At 52.7% G+C, this 14772-nt stretch carries 15 protein-coding genes; 5 read left to right on the top strand and 10 right to left on the bottom strand.

Annotated elements, in window-relative coordinates:
• Positions 1-45 precede the first annotated feature (45 nt).
• Positions 46-876, top strand: a complete 831-nt coding sequence (locus tag AB4876_RS03645) for a metal ABC transporter solute-binding protein, Zn/Mn family (RefSeq protein ID WP_368380287.1) — start codon at positions 46-48, stop codon at positions 874-876.
• Between the two features lie 38 nt (positions 877-914).
• Here the strand turns inward: AB4876_RS03645 and AB4876_RS03640 are convergent, their stop codons facing one another.
• The gene (locus AB4876_RS03640; RefSeq protein WP_368380286.1) at positions 915-1178 is read right to left on the bottom strand and encodes a hypothetical protein; all 264 of its coding nucleotides are present in this window, start codon (positions 1176-1178) and stop codon (positions 915-917) included.
• A gap of 253 nt (positions 1179-1431) precedes the next feature.
• On the opposite strand from AB4876_RS03640, the gene polA reads away from it, so the two are divergent.
• Complete coding sequence (gene polA, locus AB4876_RS03635; protein WP_368380285.1) at positions 1432-4227, top strand: DNA polymerase I; 2796 nt, start codon at positions 1432-1434, stop codon at positions 4225-4227.
• A 166-nt stretch (positions 4228-4393) separates the two neighbouring features.
• Here the strand turns inward: polA and yihA are convergent, their stop codons facing one another.
• A complete protein-coding gene (yihA, locus tag AB4876_RS03630) occupies positions 4394-5086 on the bottom strand; it encodes a ribosome biogenesis GTP-binding protein YihA/YsxC (RefSeq protein ID WP_368380284.1) in 693 nt (230 codons plus the stop codon).
• Between the two features lie 138 nt (positions 5087-5224).
• On the opposite strand from yihA, the gene AB4876_RS03625 reads away from it, so the two are divergent.
• The 3 genes from AB4876_RS03625 (at position 5225) to AB4876_RS03615 (ending at position 7081) form a co-directional block, all read left to right on the top strand.
• The gene (locus tag AB4876_RS03625) at positions 5225-5527 is read left to right on the top strand and encodes a c-type cytochrome (protein WP_368380283.1); all 303 of its coding nucleotides are present in this window, start codon (positions 5225-5227) and stop codon (positions 5525-5527) included.
• Positions 5528-5583: 56 nt separating this feature from the next.
• Positions 5584-6210, top strand: a complete 627-nt coding sequence (locus AB4876_RS03620) for a c-type cytochrome (protein ID WP_368380282.1) — start codon at positions 5584-5586, stop codon at positions 6208-6210.
• A gap of 172 nt (positions 6211-6382) precedes the next feature.
• Positions 6383-7081: a thiol:disulfide interchange protein DsbA/DsbL gene (locus tag AB4876_RS03615; protein WP_368380281.1), complete on the top strand. Its 699-nt coding sequence runs from the start codon at positions 6383-6385 to the stop codon at positions 7079-7081.
• A gap of 97 nt (positions 7082-7178) precedes the next feature.
• Here AB4876_RS03615 and AB4876_RS03610 read toward each other — a convergent pair whose 3' ends face one another.
• The 8 genes from AB4876_RS03610 to AB4876_RS03575 all read right to left on the bottom strand — a co-directional run bounded on the left by AB4876_RS03610 (position 7179) and on the right by AB4876_RS03575 (position 14702).
• On the bottom strand, positions 7179-8231 hold the full coding sequence (locus tag AB4876_RS03610; RefSeq protein WP_497024781.1) for an alpha-L-glutamate ligase-like protein: 1053 nt from the start codon (positions 8229-8231) through the stop codon (positions 7179-7181).
• A complete protein-coding gene (locus tag AB4876_RS03605) occupies positions 8228-9763 on the bottom strand; it encodes an inactive transglutaminase family protein (protein ID WP_368380279.1) in 1536 nt (511 codons plus the stop codon). Before AB4876_RS03605 ends, AB4876_RS03610 begins: the two co-directional genes overlap by 4 nt.
• Positions 9760-10332, bottom strand: coding sequence for an ATP-dependent zinc protease family protein (locus tag AB4876_RS03600; protein ID WP_368380278.1), 573 nt, complete (start codon positions 10330-10332; stop codon positions 9760-9762). Before AB4876_RS03600 ends, AB4876_RS03605 begins: the two co-directional genes overlap by 4 nt.
• Positions 10333-10430: 98 nt before the next feature.
• Complete coding sequence (gene phrB / locus AB4876_RS03595) at positions 10431-11801, bottom strand: deoxyribodipyrimidine photo-lyase (RefSeq protein ID WP_368380277.1); 1371 nt, start codon at positions 11799-11801, stop codon at positions 10431-10433.
• Between the two features lie 3 nt (positions 11802-11804).
• Positions 11805-12827, bottom strand: coding sequence for a YbgA family protein (locus AB4876_RS03590; protein ID WP_368380276.1), 1023 nt, complete (start codon positions 12825-12827; stop codon positions 11805-11807).
• 56 nt (positions 12828-12883) lie between these two features.
• Positions 12884-13288 (bottom strand): c-type cytochrome, encoded by a 405-nt coding sequence (locus AB4876_RS03585; RefSeq protein WP_368380275.1) that lies wholly within the window; start codon positions 13286-13288, stop codon positions 12884-12886.
• Positions 13289-13328: 40 nt separating this feature from the next.
• On the bottom strand, positions 13329-14090 hold the full coding sequence (locus AB4876_RS03580; RefSeq protein ID WP_368380274.1) for a class I SAM-dependent methyltransferase: 762 nt from the start codon (positions 14088-14090) through the stop codon (positions 13329-13331).
• 99 nt (positions 14091-14189) lie between these two features.
• On the bottom strand, positions 14190-14702 hold the full coding sequence (locus tag AB4876_RS03575) for a MarR family winged helix-turn-helix transcriptional regulator (RefSeq protein ID WP_368380273.1): 513 nt from the start codon (positions 14700-14702) through the stop codon (positions 14190-14192).
• Positions 14703-14772 lie beyond the last annotated feature (70 nt).

The following is a 14772-nucleotide window of genomic DNA, read 5'->3' as shown; positions in this document are numbered from 1 at the left end:
TTATAATATTGCATTAGTGCATATGTAAACAATGGGGAAATTTGCTTGAAAGCAATAGTATTGGGATTGATGGTGGCTTGGATGCTCGGAAATGCGGCGTGGGCAGACGATAAACCGGTGATCTTAACCAGTATTATGCCGTTGCAGTTGCTCGTGCGCGATATTGCCGGTGACGCCGTAACGGTCGATTTGCTGGCGCCAGCAAATGTGTCGCCTCATGATTTTCAGCTTCGCCCGTCTGATATGCAGCGCTTGCGCAGCGCCGATTTGGTGTTGTGGGTGGGGCCTGCTATGGAAGGCTATTTGCAGAAAGCGGTCGCTGAGCAAAGCAATGCGGTGGCGCTTTTTCCGGCGCTGAGTCTGGGTGAGGATCCGCATGTGTGGATGGATGCCGATCAAGTTCAGAATATTTCGCGGCGTATTGCCCGTCTGTTATCAGATCGCATGCCAACCCGCGGCGCATTTTTTCACGCCAATGCAGCGCGTTTTAGTACAGATTTTCGGCAGTATGATAAGCAGTTGCAGATCGATATAAACCGCGTTGGCAATCGCCCTTATTTGTTGCTGCACGACGGTTTCAGCCGTTTTGAGCGTCATTTTGGCTTGGCCGAGGCCGAAGTGGTTATGCCTGCCTCGGATCGTCTGCCCGGTGCTCGACATATTGTGGAATTGCGCGCGCGCTTGCAGGAGGGGGAGTTTGCCTGTGTTTTCCGTGAGCCACAGTATCCGGCGGCAATGCTAAACGCATTAACCTCGGGTTTGGATATATCGGTGATAGAGATTGATCCCCTCGGTGTGGGGATGAAGAAGGCTGACGGTTTTCTTAGCTTATACCGTCAGCTGGGTCAGGCTTTCTTGAAGTGCTTTGCTGCATAGGGTTTGGCTGCGGTTGCAAGGCCGATTTGCCGCTACCCTCATTTGGCGCTGATTAGCATGCGTTGGCTAATTTGAGCGTCTAGCTCCACATTCAGTGTGGCGGATACGACATCCAGGTTTTTTTCTAAAAAGCGATTAGCTGAGTGTTGTGACACATACTCGGCTTTGCGCTCCTGCGGCTGGGTGTCTGTGCTGGTGTTGAACGCCAATACCAGCGACTGATTCGCACCTACTTCCGGTTCGGCAGCAGTCGCCATAGTACTGGCAACCAAGATTAAGATTGCGCTGGTAAGTCTGTTCATTTGCATTTCTCCTCTAATCAGCTGAGCCTTGTTTTGTTCAACACAAGGTAAAGAGTTACCTTGTGTTACGTAAGGTAACACAGCTAATCAAGAAGTCTCCTTAATTTTCGGTAACATTTGGGTAATCTGCCGGTCATGATGGGTAGGTTCCGTGGTAAAAGGTAACACTTTGGAGTGGGTGGCTTGGAATATTTTGCTGCTGAGGCTCGTGTTACACTCCCCGCTTCCAATGACTACGTGTTAACTCTCCGCTATGACTGCAATAAAGCCCCTGATTTTGGTTGACGGTTCGTCTTACCTCTACCGCGCCTTCCATGCCCTGCCGCCACTGAATACCTCCAAGGGGCAGCCCACGGGCGCAATTAAGGGGGTGATTAGCATGTTACGCCGCCTGCAAAAGGATTATCCCGACAGCCCGATTGCTGTGGTGTTTGACGCGAAGGGCAAAACCTTTCGCGACGATATTTACACGCTTTACAAGGCGCAGCGCCCGCCCATGCCAGATGATCTGCGCAGTCAGATAGAGCCAATAAACGCGATTGTGGATGCCATGGGCTTGCCGCGACTGGTCATTGATGGTGTTGAAGCTGATGATGTTATTGGCACCCTCGCCGCTCAGGCCGGCCAAGAGCGCCCCGTGCTGGTCTCTACCGGTGACAAGGACATGGCGCAGTTGGTGAACGGTCACGTCACCTTAGTGAATACCATGACCGATACGGTGATGGACGTGGCGGGAGTTGAGGAGAAATTTGGTATTCCACCCGAGTTGATTATCGATTTTCTCGCGCTGATGGGCGATAAAGTCGACAATATCCCCGGTGTTGCCGGCGTAGGTGAGAAAACTGCGCTTGCCCTGATTCAAGCCTTGGGTGGGGTTAGCAGTATTTATGAGAATCTCGACAAAGTAGCTGATTTGCCGATTCGCGGCGCCAAGGGGGTGGCGAAGAAGCTGGCCGACAGTCGCGAAAATGCGCTGCTGTCTTATACCCTCGCCACCATTAAGTGCGATGTTCCGCTGGACGTGGGAGTGCCCGAGCTGCTGCCAAAGGCGCCAGATAGCGAGCGTTTGCTGGCGCTATTTAAAGAGTATGAATTTAAGACCTGGGTAGAAGAGTTGAGCCGAGCTGAGCGCAGCGATGCAATTGCGGCCGCGTCCGGCCAAGCGGAGCCCTCTTTTGCGGCTGATTCGCAAGCGGCGGCAGCCGCCGAGCCTGGTTCAGAGGTGGCGCCAGCGCTGGCGGATTCCAGCTATCAGTTAATTCTGAGCAAGGCCGATTTTGAGCTGTGGTTGGCCAAGTTGCGGGGGGCGTCGATTTTCGCCTTTGACACTGAAACCACCAGTTTGAATTATATGCAGGCGCGGGTGGTGGGTGTGTCTTTTGCGGTAACGGCTGGCGAAGCGGCCTACCTGCCCTTTGGTCACGATTATCTTGATGTGCCAGATCAGCTGGATGAGGCCTATGTACTGGCCGAGCTCAAGCCGATTTTGGAGGACTCTAAGGTCCAAAAAGTCGGCCAAAATCTTAAGTACGATGCCAATGTTTTACTAAATCACGATATTACCCTGCGCGGTATCCACGATGACACCATGCTCGCCTCCTATGTGCTGGACTCCACTGGGAGTCGCCACGATATGGACACCTTGGCGCTGAAGTATTTAGATCACACCACCATCCATTTTGAGGACATTGCGGGCAAGGGTGCCAAGCAGATCACCTTTAACCAGATTGCCCTCGAGCAGGCGGGTCCCTACGCGGCCGAGGATGCGGATGTCACTTTGCGCTTATATCAGGCCTTGCTGCCGAGGCTGGAGCAGCAGGCTGGCTTGTTAGCGATCTATCGCGATATTGAAATGCCGCTGGTGCCGGTGTTGTCGCGTATTGAGCGCAATGGCGCCTATGTTGATCGGGAGTTGTTGGGCAAGCAGAGCCACGAGCTTGGCATAAAAATGCAGGCCCTTGAAAAGCAGGCCTATGAGCTGGCCGGCGGTGAATTTAACTTGGCCTCGCCCAAGCAGCTTGGTGAAATTCTGTTTGAGCGCTTGCAGATTCCAGTCACTAAAAAAACCCCGAAAGGCGCCCCCTCTACCGCCGAAGAAGTCTTGGTGGAGCTAGCTCACGATTATCCTCTGCCCAAAGTCATACTCGAGCATAGGGGAATGGCTAAGCTTAAGTCGACCTATACCGATAAGCTGCCGACCTTGATCGACCCCAAAACCGGCCGCATCCATACCTCTTACCATCAGGCGGTTGCTGCGACAGGGCGTTTGTCGTCCTCTGATCCCAATTTGCAGAATATTCCAATTCGCAGCGCCGAGGGGCGGCGCATTCGTCAGGCCTTTATTGCGCCGCCGGGCTATGTGATTTTAGCTGCGGATTACTCGCAAATTGAATTGCGCATAATGGCCCATTTGTCGGGAGATCGCGGCTTAATTGACGCTTTTTCTCGGGGCGAAGATATTCATCGCGCCACCGCTGCCGAGGTTTTTGGGGTGACTCCCGTCGAGGTTAGCGACGAGCAGCGCCGCAATGCCAAGGCGATTAACTTTGGTTTGATCTACGGTATGTCGGCTTTTGGCCTAGCGCGGCAGTTGCACCTAGGGCGCAAAGAGGCTCAGCAATATATCGATCTGTATTTTGAGCGCTACCCTGGGGTATTGCGCTATATGGACGAAACACGGGTGCTGGCCTCAGAAAACGGCTATGTCGAAACTATATTTGGGCGTCGTCTGCATCTGCCTGAAATCAATGCCCGCAATGGCATGCGTCGCCAAGCGGCAGAACGCACCGCTATTAACGCGCCTATGCAGGGCTCTGCGGCAGATATTATTAAGCGGGCGATGATCTCTGTAGATCAATATTTGAGCAGCAGTGCGGTGGACGCGCGCATGATTATGCAGGTTCACGATGAATTGGTGCTCGAGGTTGCAGCTGAGGTGCTAGAAGAAGTGCAGGCTGAGGTGGTGCGCTTGATGATGGCGGCGGCGGAGCTTGCCGTGCCGCTGGAAGTGGGGGTTGGTGTGGGCGCAAACTGGGACGAGGCACATTAACTTTACTGTGCGGGATTTGCGCAATTAGAAATCCACGTCTAAAGTCAATAAGCCGTCATCTTGAAGTGCTTGAGGATGGCACCCGCGTTGGAGACTTGTCTCCCCCTGACTCCAAACGGAGTAGGATTGCCCGGTGACTTGAGTCCGCCGGGCTTTTTTGCGGCCTTTATTCGGGGCTTTCGCCCTCTGGGTTGCTGCTAATTGGAATTCCGTCGTCGCCCAGGTAGCTGACGTTGACCATATTGGCGGTATCCAGCCACTCATCTAATTTGTTGCGCAACTCTTGTAAGCCGTCACCATTGGGTGCAGAAAATAACTGCACGCTAATTAAGTCGCCGTATTCCGCAAGGCTTTTACGCACCATCAATAGGGTGGCTGTAGCGGGGCCGCGTTTTAATTTGTCAGACTTAGTTAGCAAAATGTGCATGGGCATGGTGCTTTTGGTCGCCCAGCGCACCATTTGCTCGTCGAATTCAGTAAGTGGATGGCGAATATCCATCATTAAGACCATACCGCGCAGGGACTGACGCTTTTGTAGGTAGGCTTCTAAATTGCGCTGCCACTCATTTTTTACTGCTAGGGGCACCTTGGCAAAACCATAGCCGGGTAGGTCGACTAGGCGCTGGCGGCCGCTGTCGTCCAATACAAAAAAGTTAAGTAACTGAGTGCGGCCAGGAGTTTTACTGGTTTTGGCCAGCTTCTTGTTTTCGGTTAAGCGGTTGATCGCGCTGGACTTGCCCGCGTTGGAGCGACCGGCAAAGGCAACCTCGGCGCCGCTGTCGTCGGGGCAGTAGGTGAGGTTGGGCGAGCTTTTTAAATAGCTGGCGCGGCGGTAGTTCAGAGCTGGGCTTGATGACATAATCGGTCCGGGGGAATTTGCGAAAGCAGCGGCATTTTACGGCAATTATTGGCCCCAGCGCCATGTAGTTGTGTATAATGCCGCAGTTTTTACATTGACTCATCCTGCGCCGCTTATCGCGAAATTGAGAGGTAGATCATGAATAAATGGCTTGTGGCTATACTGCTTTCATTGTCTGGTGTTTCTGCTTTTGCTGCGGAGCAAGCGGTACTGGATCGCTATCAGAAGTCTTGTTTTGCCTGTCATGGCTTTGGTGCCAATGGCGCGCCAAAAACAGGTGTTGCTGCCGATTGGGCGCCGCGCTTAGAAAAAGGTATGGATACCCTGGTTAAACACGCTGACCAAGGTTTTAACGCTATGCCACCCAAGGGCCTGTGCTTTGATTGCAGCGCCGATGAATTTAAAGCCTTGATCGAATATATGGCAGCACCTCAGTCCTGAATTAACCGGTCTGAATGACATTTGCACAGAATTATCTGCTTAAAGAGTACGTAACAATGAATAAAACCGTATTAGTGATGTTTGCCTCCCTGATGTTTGCCGGCGCAGCCATGGCAGCAGAGGGCAACCCCCGAGCGGGAAAAATGAAGGCGACAGCTTGCGCAGCGTGTCACGGTGCCGACGGCAACAGCGCCGCGCCGAGCTTCCCGAAATTAGCTGGGCAAGGTGAGCGTTATTTGGTTAAGCAAATCTCCGACATCAAATCAGGTGCCCGTGCGGTGCCGATGATGGCGGGTCAGCTCGATAACTTCTCTGAGCAAGATATTGCTAACGTTGCTGCATTTTATGCGAGCAAGACGGCGAGCACCGGTCAGGCTGATCCAGCGCTGGTAGAAAAAGGCGCAGCGATCTATCGTGGCGGTATTGCCGATCGTAATATCCCCGCTTGTGCTGCCTGTCACTCACCAACTGGCAGCGGTATGGCCGCAGCCGGTTTCCCAGCCTTGAGTGGTCAGCACGCCGATTACACCGCAGCTCAGCTTAAAGCTTTCCGCGCTGCAGCTGATGGCCGTGAAGGACGCAGCAACGACGGCGACGCGATGGTGATGCGCACAATCGCGTTTAAACTGAGCGATTCAGAAATAGAAGCGGTATCAAGCTTCATTCAGGGCTTACATAAGTAAGTTCTGAATCGTAAAGGGGCGGCTTAGGCCGCCTTTTTTATCGCTGTAATTTGCGACGGCGAAACCATTGCTCGTCGCTGCAGTCAGACCTGGCTCATATATTGAACAATAACGATGCTAAACGAGCCATTTGGCTCACTTACCGCATTCGATAGTATAAAAAGGGGGCTCCATGCTTAAGAAAGTGATTTCCTTATTCAGTGTATTTAGCTTTTTACTGCTGATGTCTGCGTGCAGCGATGGCGCCGAGCCGGCTAAGCCTGCAGCACCAGCGGCGAAAGTCGAGGCAAGTGCCAGCGCTGAACGTGTCGCCAGTAGTGGTGAGCGTTATCTGCGTATTGCTCAGCCGGTACATACCTCAAACCCAGATAAAATCGAAGTGACTGAGGTGTTCTGGTACGGCTGCAGCCACTGCTTCGACTTTGACCCAATGCTGGAAGCCTGGAAGAAGCAGCTGCCCGCGGACGTTGAGTTTCGTCGCTCGCCAGCAATGTGGAATGAATTGATGGTAGTGCACGCCAAAGCCTTTTATACCGCAGAGGCATTGGGCGTGATCGAGGAGCTGCATACCCCGCTCTTCAATGCTATTAATATTGACCGCAACCCGCTGCGTGACAGTGCTGCCATTGAGAAATTATTTTTGGCTCACAGTAAAGTAGACGCTGAAAAATTTCGTAAAACCTTCGACTCCTTCGGTGTTAACAGCCAAGTTAAGCAAGCGGACGCTCGCGCCAGAGCCTACGGCATTGCAGGTACGCCAGAGTTGATCGTGAATGGCAAATATCGCATAACCGGCCGTTCGGCTGGTGGCAAAGCAGAAATGCTAAAAGTGGCTGAAGAGCTTATTGCCAAGGAGCGCGCTGCTAAATAAGATTAGCTGCTTTAAAGGCCGCTTAATTCCTCGGAGACTTTACCGGTGGAATTAAGCGGCTTTTTTATGGCTATTGATTGGGGCTGAGTGTTAACTGTTAAGTACTGGTTTCGGGCGGAGTGCTAAGCTCGCTGCTCTGCGCTTCATTATCGCCGCTTAAGGTGCTTAGGTTTTGCAGGGGCTGGGCAAATTCGCGCTGACAAAACGCCATGCGCTTGGCTGGTTTGGCAGTGCTAATACCCTTGGCATTCAGACGCTCAATTTCATCTTCAACGGTTTTGCAGCGCGCCGCTAATCCCGCATCATTGGCGATTTGAATATTGAGGCCGGGTCTGGCGTTCAGCTCCAGCATCAGCGGGCCTTCGTCTTTGTCCAAGACCATATCGACGCCGAGATAACCGAGGCCAGTCAATTCATAGCAGCGCGTGGCTAGTGACATAAAACCATCCCAGTAAGGTAGCTGTACGCCGCGAACGGGGTTGGTGGTGTCTGGATGCTTGTTGATGAGTTTGTTGAGCCAGGTGCCGTCTAAGGTGATGCCAGTAGCTAAATCCACGCCGACGCCGATGGCGCCCTGATGCAGATTGGCCTTGCCGCCAGATTGGCGGGTGGGCAGGCGCAACATGGCGAGCAGGGGGTAGCCTTTGAGCACAATAATGCGAATGTCTGGCACGCCCTCATAGCTAATAGCACTGAAGATGGGATCTGGTATTACTCGGTACTCGATTAGCGCGCGGTCGCGATGCCCGCCCAGCGAATAGATACCGGATAGAATCCCAGAGATATGAAACTCGATATCTTCGGTGCTCAGTAGGCGTCCAGAGGTAGTGCGGTAATAGCCTTCAAATTGATCGGCAATAACCAGAATACCGTCGCCGCCTGCGCCTTGTGCGGGTTTTATCACAAAGTCGCTATGCCCTTTCACAATATCTTTTAGCTTGCTGATGCCTTTGTCGGAATCAATAACACCGTACATGGTCGGCACGTGGATGCCGGCCTTGATTGCGCGTTCCTTGGTTTTGATTTTGTCATCGACCAAGGGGTAGAGATGGCGCTGGTTATAGCGCAAGACATAGTCGGCATTGCGCTGATTGATCCCCATTACGCCGCGCTGGCGAAGATCTTTCCAGGTGCTGAATAAGGACATTATTGCCTACCCTTGATCATGGCGTTGAAACGGAATAATTCGGTGAGTCGGTAGCCGCGATAATGGCCAAGTACTAACATAAAGGCCATAAATATCAATAGCATGCCGGGGAAGGTAAACACGAAATAGGTCCACGGTGCATAGGTCATCATGAGGTGCGACAAGGTTGCAGCGATGAGGGTGCCAATACCCACTTTGCCGGCGTGTAGGCCGCCCCGCTCCTCCCAGACAATCGACATACGCTCGATCGACATGGTGAGAATAACCATGGGGAACAGGGCGATAGACAGGCCGCGGTCCAGGCCCAAGCGATGGCCGAGTACGCTGATCAAGGCCATGATAATCACGACAAAGGTTAGTACCACCGAGAGTCGGGATAACAGCTGGAGGTGGAGATGCTCTAAATAGGATCGTATCGACAGACCTAGCGCGGTAATCAAGGTGAATAGAATAATCCCCCACAACACTTGGGTTTCTCGGAACGCAAGGCCAATCAGTACCGGCGTAAAGGTGCCGAGGGTCTCTAAGCCGATCACATTGCGCAATAATAGAATGAGCATTACGCCAATGGGGATCATTAAAATAATTTCGAAGGTCTGCTGGGACTGTAAGGGCAGATCGTAGAGCGACAGCGCCCAGAATTTGTTTTCTTTACTCTCGGCGATCGACTGGGCCAAGGTAATGGAGTTCATGACTTTCTGGTTGGCAGTGATCTCCACTTTTAAGTGGCGTCCGCCCTCGACTTTGGCGATGGGGTCATTGCCCGTCCACCACACTACTCGGTCGTCGGGTAGGCCCTGGGCACCGGTTTCAGGATTAAAATACAGCCAGCGCTTACCGTTATAGCTGCGCATCCACAACTCTGGGCTTTGGGCCACTCCGCTGATTAAACGCAGGGTACGGACTCGCTCAACTGGAATATGTGCCGAGGACAACAGCAGTTCCAGCACCATTGATTTGTTGTCTTGGGTGTAGTTATTGCCTAGCAATAGTCGCGCATTGTCGTTGCTGGGTTCATTGATGAGTTTAATCGCTTCGCGAATAAAGGTTTCAATGTCGGCGGAGTGCTCGCGAATTGGTTTTAAAAGGGCATCTACCGCCACTTTTTCAACGCCAGCTAATTCGGGGCTCTCGCGGAACAGCGGGCCGGCCTCTGACTCGGCAAAGCGCGAATTGCTGCGCTTAGTTAGCATCAACCGGTAAAACAGTTGCTGCTGCCCTTCGGCGCGGCGGGCCGACCATACAGCTTGCCGGTTGTCGTTAACAATGTCGGTGTTTACCCCGTAATTTTTCGAGATAAAACTCTCGTTTAGGGTAATAAATTTGCTCCAGCTTGGCGGGACATACATCTGTACTTTAACAGGGGTGTTGTCGCGGGCGCTAAAGGTAAGCTTGGTATCAATGACCCAGACCGGTTCGGTGGTGTCGGACGATACCGGAATATTGAGCACGAAAATCTGCCATGCAGTACTGGCAGCGCCGATCAATAATAGCGCTAGCGCCAGTACCCTGACATGTAATTTTACGCCCTTCATTCATCGTGCTCCTTGGCTTCTGCTTTTTTAGTGCAGAGTGATTTGTCTTGTAGATATTTTTTGCTTGGGTCTACCAGCGCGCCAAAGGCGGTCAATGGCTCAGAACCAACTAGCATCGGTTTTGAAAACTGGCGGCGGTCGGCGAGATTGACTTCGACCAAATGCGACTGGCCTCCGACGCACAGGGTTAACTCCAGTACTGGGCGGCGAGTGTAGTCTTTTTCATGCTCATCGTAATCAGATGCCCGCCGTTTAATGCGAATGTGTTTACTCAATGGCAGGGTAACGGATTTAAGGGTGTTGTCTGGCAACACTAGATCAAAATGCACAAGGTCATCTTTTTTGCCTTGGCCCTTCTCTACTTTGGCATTGATGGCGTTGATTGAGGCGCTCTCTGCACCGGTATCAATTTTTGCTTTGTAGCGCACATCGAGCTCTTCAATGTAGACGTACTCGCTGACCCCAAACACGAGCCGATTGTCGGCACTGGCAATGCTTGAGTGGCTAATTAAAATGGCGTTTATCAGTAATAGAAATAAGGCAGCAGATCGCACGGTTTCTCCTTTCATTTTATTGTGCTCCGGCAAGCCCCCATAGCATAGTTCACTATCAAGCTGATTAGCCAGCGGCGACGTTAGCGCGAAGCAATAAAAGTACTTACGGGGGCTTAGTCCCTCGCATCTTGAAAAAGTGCGAGGGTAATATGTCGCATTATTCCGTGATCGACAATTGGTGCAGGATAATTAGCTTGCGTGGGGGGCTGGTGAATGGCTTTGTCTGACAGGTGAGCTAGCTCGGGAATATAACGGCGAATAAAATGACCCTTGGCGTCAAAACGCTGCCCCTGGGTGGTGGGGTTGAAAATTCGAAAATAGGGGGCCGCGTCGGTGCCCGTCGAGGCGGCCCACTGCCAGCCACCGTTGTTGGCGGCAAAATCCGCGTCAATGAGGTTTTCCATAAAGTGGCGCTCTCCCCAGCGCCAGTCGATGTGCAAATCTTTGCACAGAAACGAGGCGGTAATCATGCGCAGGCGATTGTGCATCCAGCCAGTATCGCGGAGCTGCCGCATGCCAGCATCGACAATGGGATAGCCGGTGCGCCCTTCCCGCCAGGCATCAAATAAGCGTTGATCATTGGGCCAGGGAATCTGGTCGGTATAAGCTTGATAAGCTCGGCCCTTAACTACTTGTGGAAAATGGTAGGCAATATGGCGATAAAACTCGCGCCACAGCAACTCGTTAAGCCAAGTGCCAGCGCCTGTTTTAGTGTCCCAAATGGCGTCTCCACACTCCTGCTGTAGGCGTGCTAGGCATTGCCTAGCGCTAAGTAAGCCGAGTGCGAGTGTGGCTGATAGGCGCGAGGTATTATCGAGGTCGGGAAAGTCGCGGCTGGCTTGGTAGTCGGCGGCGCGTTCAGCGCAAAAGCTGCGTAATTGCTCGAGTACAGCGGTTTGGCTAACCGGCCAGTCGTCAGATGCGCGTTCTTCGCCAAAAACAGCGCAGTGGCGGTTGTTGATGGCGGGGCCTTGGGCGGCGGGCCGGCGTAGGCAGCGAGGGAAATTGGCCATTAGATAATCGCGACTGCGTCGAGAAAATGGCGTAAATACTTTATACGGTTCGCCGTTTGGCTTAGTGACCCGTAGCGGGTTAAGAAGGCTGTCGTCTATTAATTGCAGGGGAATGCCCTGTGAGAGACAGGCGTCGTCGCGCTTTATTTCGTCTACTAGCAACTCGCGGTGGGCATACACCGCGTCGATATTATGTGCTTGGCAATAGTCTGCGAGCTGCCCAGCTGAGTACTGGAAATGCTCCGCGTCGATGATGTCAAAGGCGATGCCCAGTTCGCCCAGTTGTTGGCCTAGCTCATCTAGTGCGCGCCGCAGGAAATGCCGGCGTATTGGTGCGATGAGGTGTTCATTGAGCTGCTGGGGGCAGAGCAAATAGACGCCGCGCACGGTCTTGTGCTCGGCGCAGGCGGCGCTCAATGCTGGGTGGTCGAGACTGCGTAGATCGTTGCGAAACCATACTAGTGCGGCCATAAATTATAGCCCCATGCGCAGTTTCAGGTCCCGTGGGTAGGGGTCGAAATAGTATTGGTCGAGCAGATAATCTACTTGGTATTTTCTTAAGTAAAGGCTCAGCATTTCCAGTGGTACAAGCAGGGGTAGCATGCCTTCCGCGTAGTCGCGGATCACTTCGGTGAGTCTGATTTTGTCCTCGACATCGAGATGGTCTTTAAAAAAGCCTTGGATATGCATCAGGGTGTTGGTGTGATTTTTGATGCTGGCGGGCTGTTTCAGGGCCTGCATAAATTTGGCGATGTAGCGATCAGCCCTATCGTCAAGATCGCCTGCTTCGGCAACGATGGGTCCCAATTCGCGATAAATCGGTTGATTGTGAGCTAGTAATAGGAATTTATGGCGGCGGTGAAAGTCTTCGAGACGCTTGGCAGTTAAGCCTTGTGCTGCAATCGCTTGCCAGCGCGCATAGGCGATCACCCGCAACACAAAATTCTCGCGCAAGTGGACGTCGTTGAGCCGGCCGTTTTCTTCAACGGGTAGTAGCGGTTGGGCGGCCATTAGCTCGCGGGCGTAAAGGCCAACGCCAACCTTGCCTAGGCCATTGCCCTTGTCGTCGTATACCGGTACTCGCTCCATGCCGCAGCTGGGGGATTTCGCGCAGAGTATATAGCCGCTGATGTGGTTGAGCTTAGCGACGGTGCGCTTGGCATAGCTCTGCATTTGTGAGGTGACATTCAGACTGCTGTCGCTACTGCCAATCAGTTGCGGATTGTCAGGCTCGCCGACTAAGCGAATGGTTGGCCGTGGCACGCCCATGCCGATGGCCTGCTCGGGGCAAATACTGACGAAACTGAAGTGTCTGGCCAGTTCTTCTGAGGCAAAAGGCAGGCGCTTGTGGCCACCGTCATAGCGCACTTGCTCGCCGAGTAAACAGGCGCTGATACCAATGCGGATGGAGTCAGAGTTTGGCATGGTGGCTTGGTGTCCTTGGTAATTGTGAGTGTTAACGCGAGAGTTTACGTAATCGCGATGGCGGTAGATCATGCTGCCGCCGTTGTTATAAGCCTAGTCGGTCTTGGTGATTTTGCCTGTGTCGCAGCCTATTCGGCTTCACCAGCCAAGAATAAAATCAGCGCCCGAAAGTCGTCGTCGCTGCAATTAACGCACATTCCGCTGGGCGGCATGCTGTTAATTCCGCTTTTGGTATTAGCCAGTAATTCTTCTAAGCCTTTTTGCAGGCGCGGAGCCCACTGCTTCCTATTGCCGCTGCGGGGCGCGCCGGCGGCGCCGGCACTGTGGCAGCCATAGCAGCTTTGAATATATAAGGACTTTAGCGCTGGATCGCTGGGCATTCGGCTGCGGCTAGAGGCATTGGCAGCGCTTGCGGTATTTGCCGCTACTTGACCGTCGGTGTTGCTGGCCTCGGGGCTGCATGCGCTTAAAGCTATTAGCAAGAGCCCAGTTAACAGGGCTTGGCTGAGGCGAAAAGACGGAAATATCTGCATTAATTTGGCTCCGAAAAACGAGTAAGCCGCAGTCTACCCCTTAAATCGCCGCTATGTCAGAGCCTTGCTTAAGGCGACCTGACTTGGGCGCTCGCTTTTGAGCCACGACTTTTAAGGTGGGCTTGAAGTTGGGGCGAAAATTCACTTTGCTAAACTGATGTGCTTCTAAGAGCTGTTTGAGTGATGCTTTGGCGAAATACAATAAATGTTCCGGCGGTCTAATTGCGGTCCACTCCAATAAATTGCGTTTTACAGAAAAGTGCGCGATGTCGGGGGTGGTTAAAAACAGAACGCCGCCGTCATTTAGCATAGCGTACAGGGCATCCAGAAAGGTGTGCGGATTGGCCAGGTGCTCGATCACTTCGCAGCAGTAAATAATGTCAAAGCTTTCACCTTGGCTGGCGAGATTTTCTGCCGCGATGGTTTGGAATTTTGCGAGGGGGTATTGGCGGCGAGCAAAGTCTATGCTGGCGTTGTCTAGGTCGATGCCTAGCGCATCTAGGCCTAGGCTGCGCGCGGCTTCAACAGCAAAGCCAGCGTTGCAGCCAATATCAATAAAACGCTTACCTTTGCATAAGCGTTTTAATGACCAGATGCGTTTGGCTGCGCGACGCTGCTTAGATTGCAATTTGCGAGTGTATTGTGGGGTTTTGTGGTAGTTGTGGTAATAGTCGGCAAGCGCATCGGTGCTCGGCATGGGGTGCATATAAATTAAAGTGCAGTGCTGGCACTGGTACAAATCGTGAGAATTTTTACTGCCAAACAAAGTGGCGTTGGTGCGCTGGCAGCTAGGGCACTCCATGAGGATTCCTTTACATTGTGTACATATAAGTACACAGCAATGTAATGGTCGAGTGTGGCAGTTTTGTGACGCTGCGGGTGCAGGTGGTTGCCGGCCTGCTTAGTCGCTGGAAAAACCAAAGGTATGGGCTTCGTCTTCACTCTGGCGGTCGATGGCGCCAACATCAAGCACGGGCGCGGCGTCAATATGCTGGGCGTCCATCATGTGGGCGACGCGTTGCAGGGCGCTAATGATATGGGTTTGCTCCCAGTCTTGGAGGTCGCTGAACTGGCGAATAAAGTAATCGTGCAGCGGCATGGGCGCGTTGCGTATTAAATCATTACCGGCGTCGGTGAGGCAGGCAAAGACTTTGCGCTTGTCGAGGCTCGAGCGCTCCCTTGTTACAAGCCCGCGCTTTTCGAGGCGGTCGAGAATGCTGGTTACCGTGGCTTGGCTGAGGCTAACCTGATTGGCGACGTCACTGATAATGGCGTCGCCCTTATCGCGTAGGGTTTGCAGTATTAGCATTTGGGGCGCGGTGAGTCCTGCGGTCTTCATTAAATGCTTTGAATGCAAATCAATTGCCCGAGTTACGCGGCGCAATGAGACTAATACTTCGTTAATACGATTCATTTTCGGGGCCTGCAGATTGGCTTAGCGGCCCAATGGTAGCGGCTTGTGGCGATTTTTGCATCAGTTATCC

The organism is Zhongshania guokunii, from assembly GCF_040892635.1.
Taxonomy (GTDB): domain Bacteria; phylum Pseudomonadota; class Gammaproteobacteria; order Pseudomonadales; family Spongiibacteraceae; genus Spongiibacter; species Spongiibacter guokunii.
Note: the sequence above shows the minus strand (reverse complement) of the source record. Positions and strands in the feature narration are given on the sequence as shown.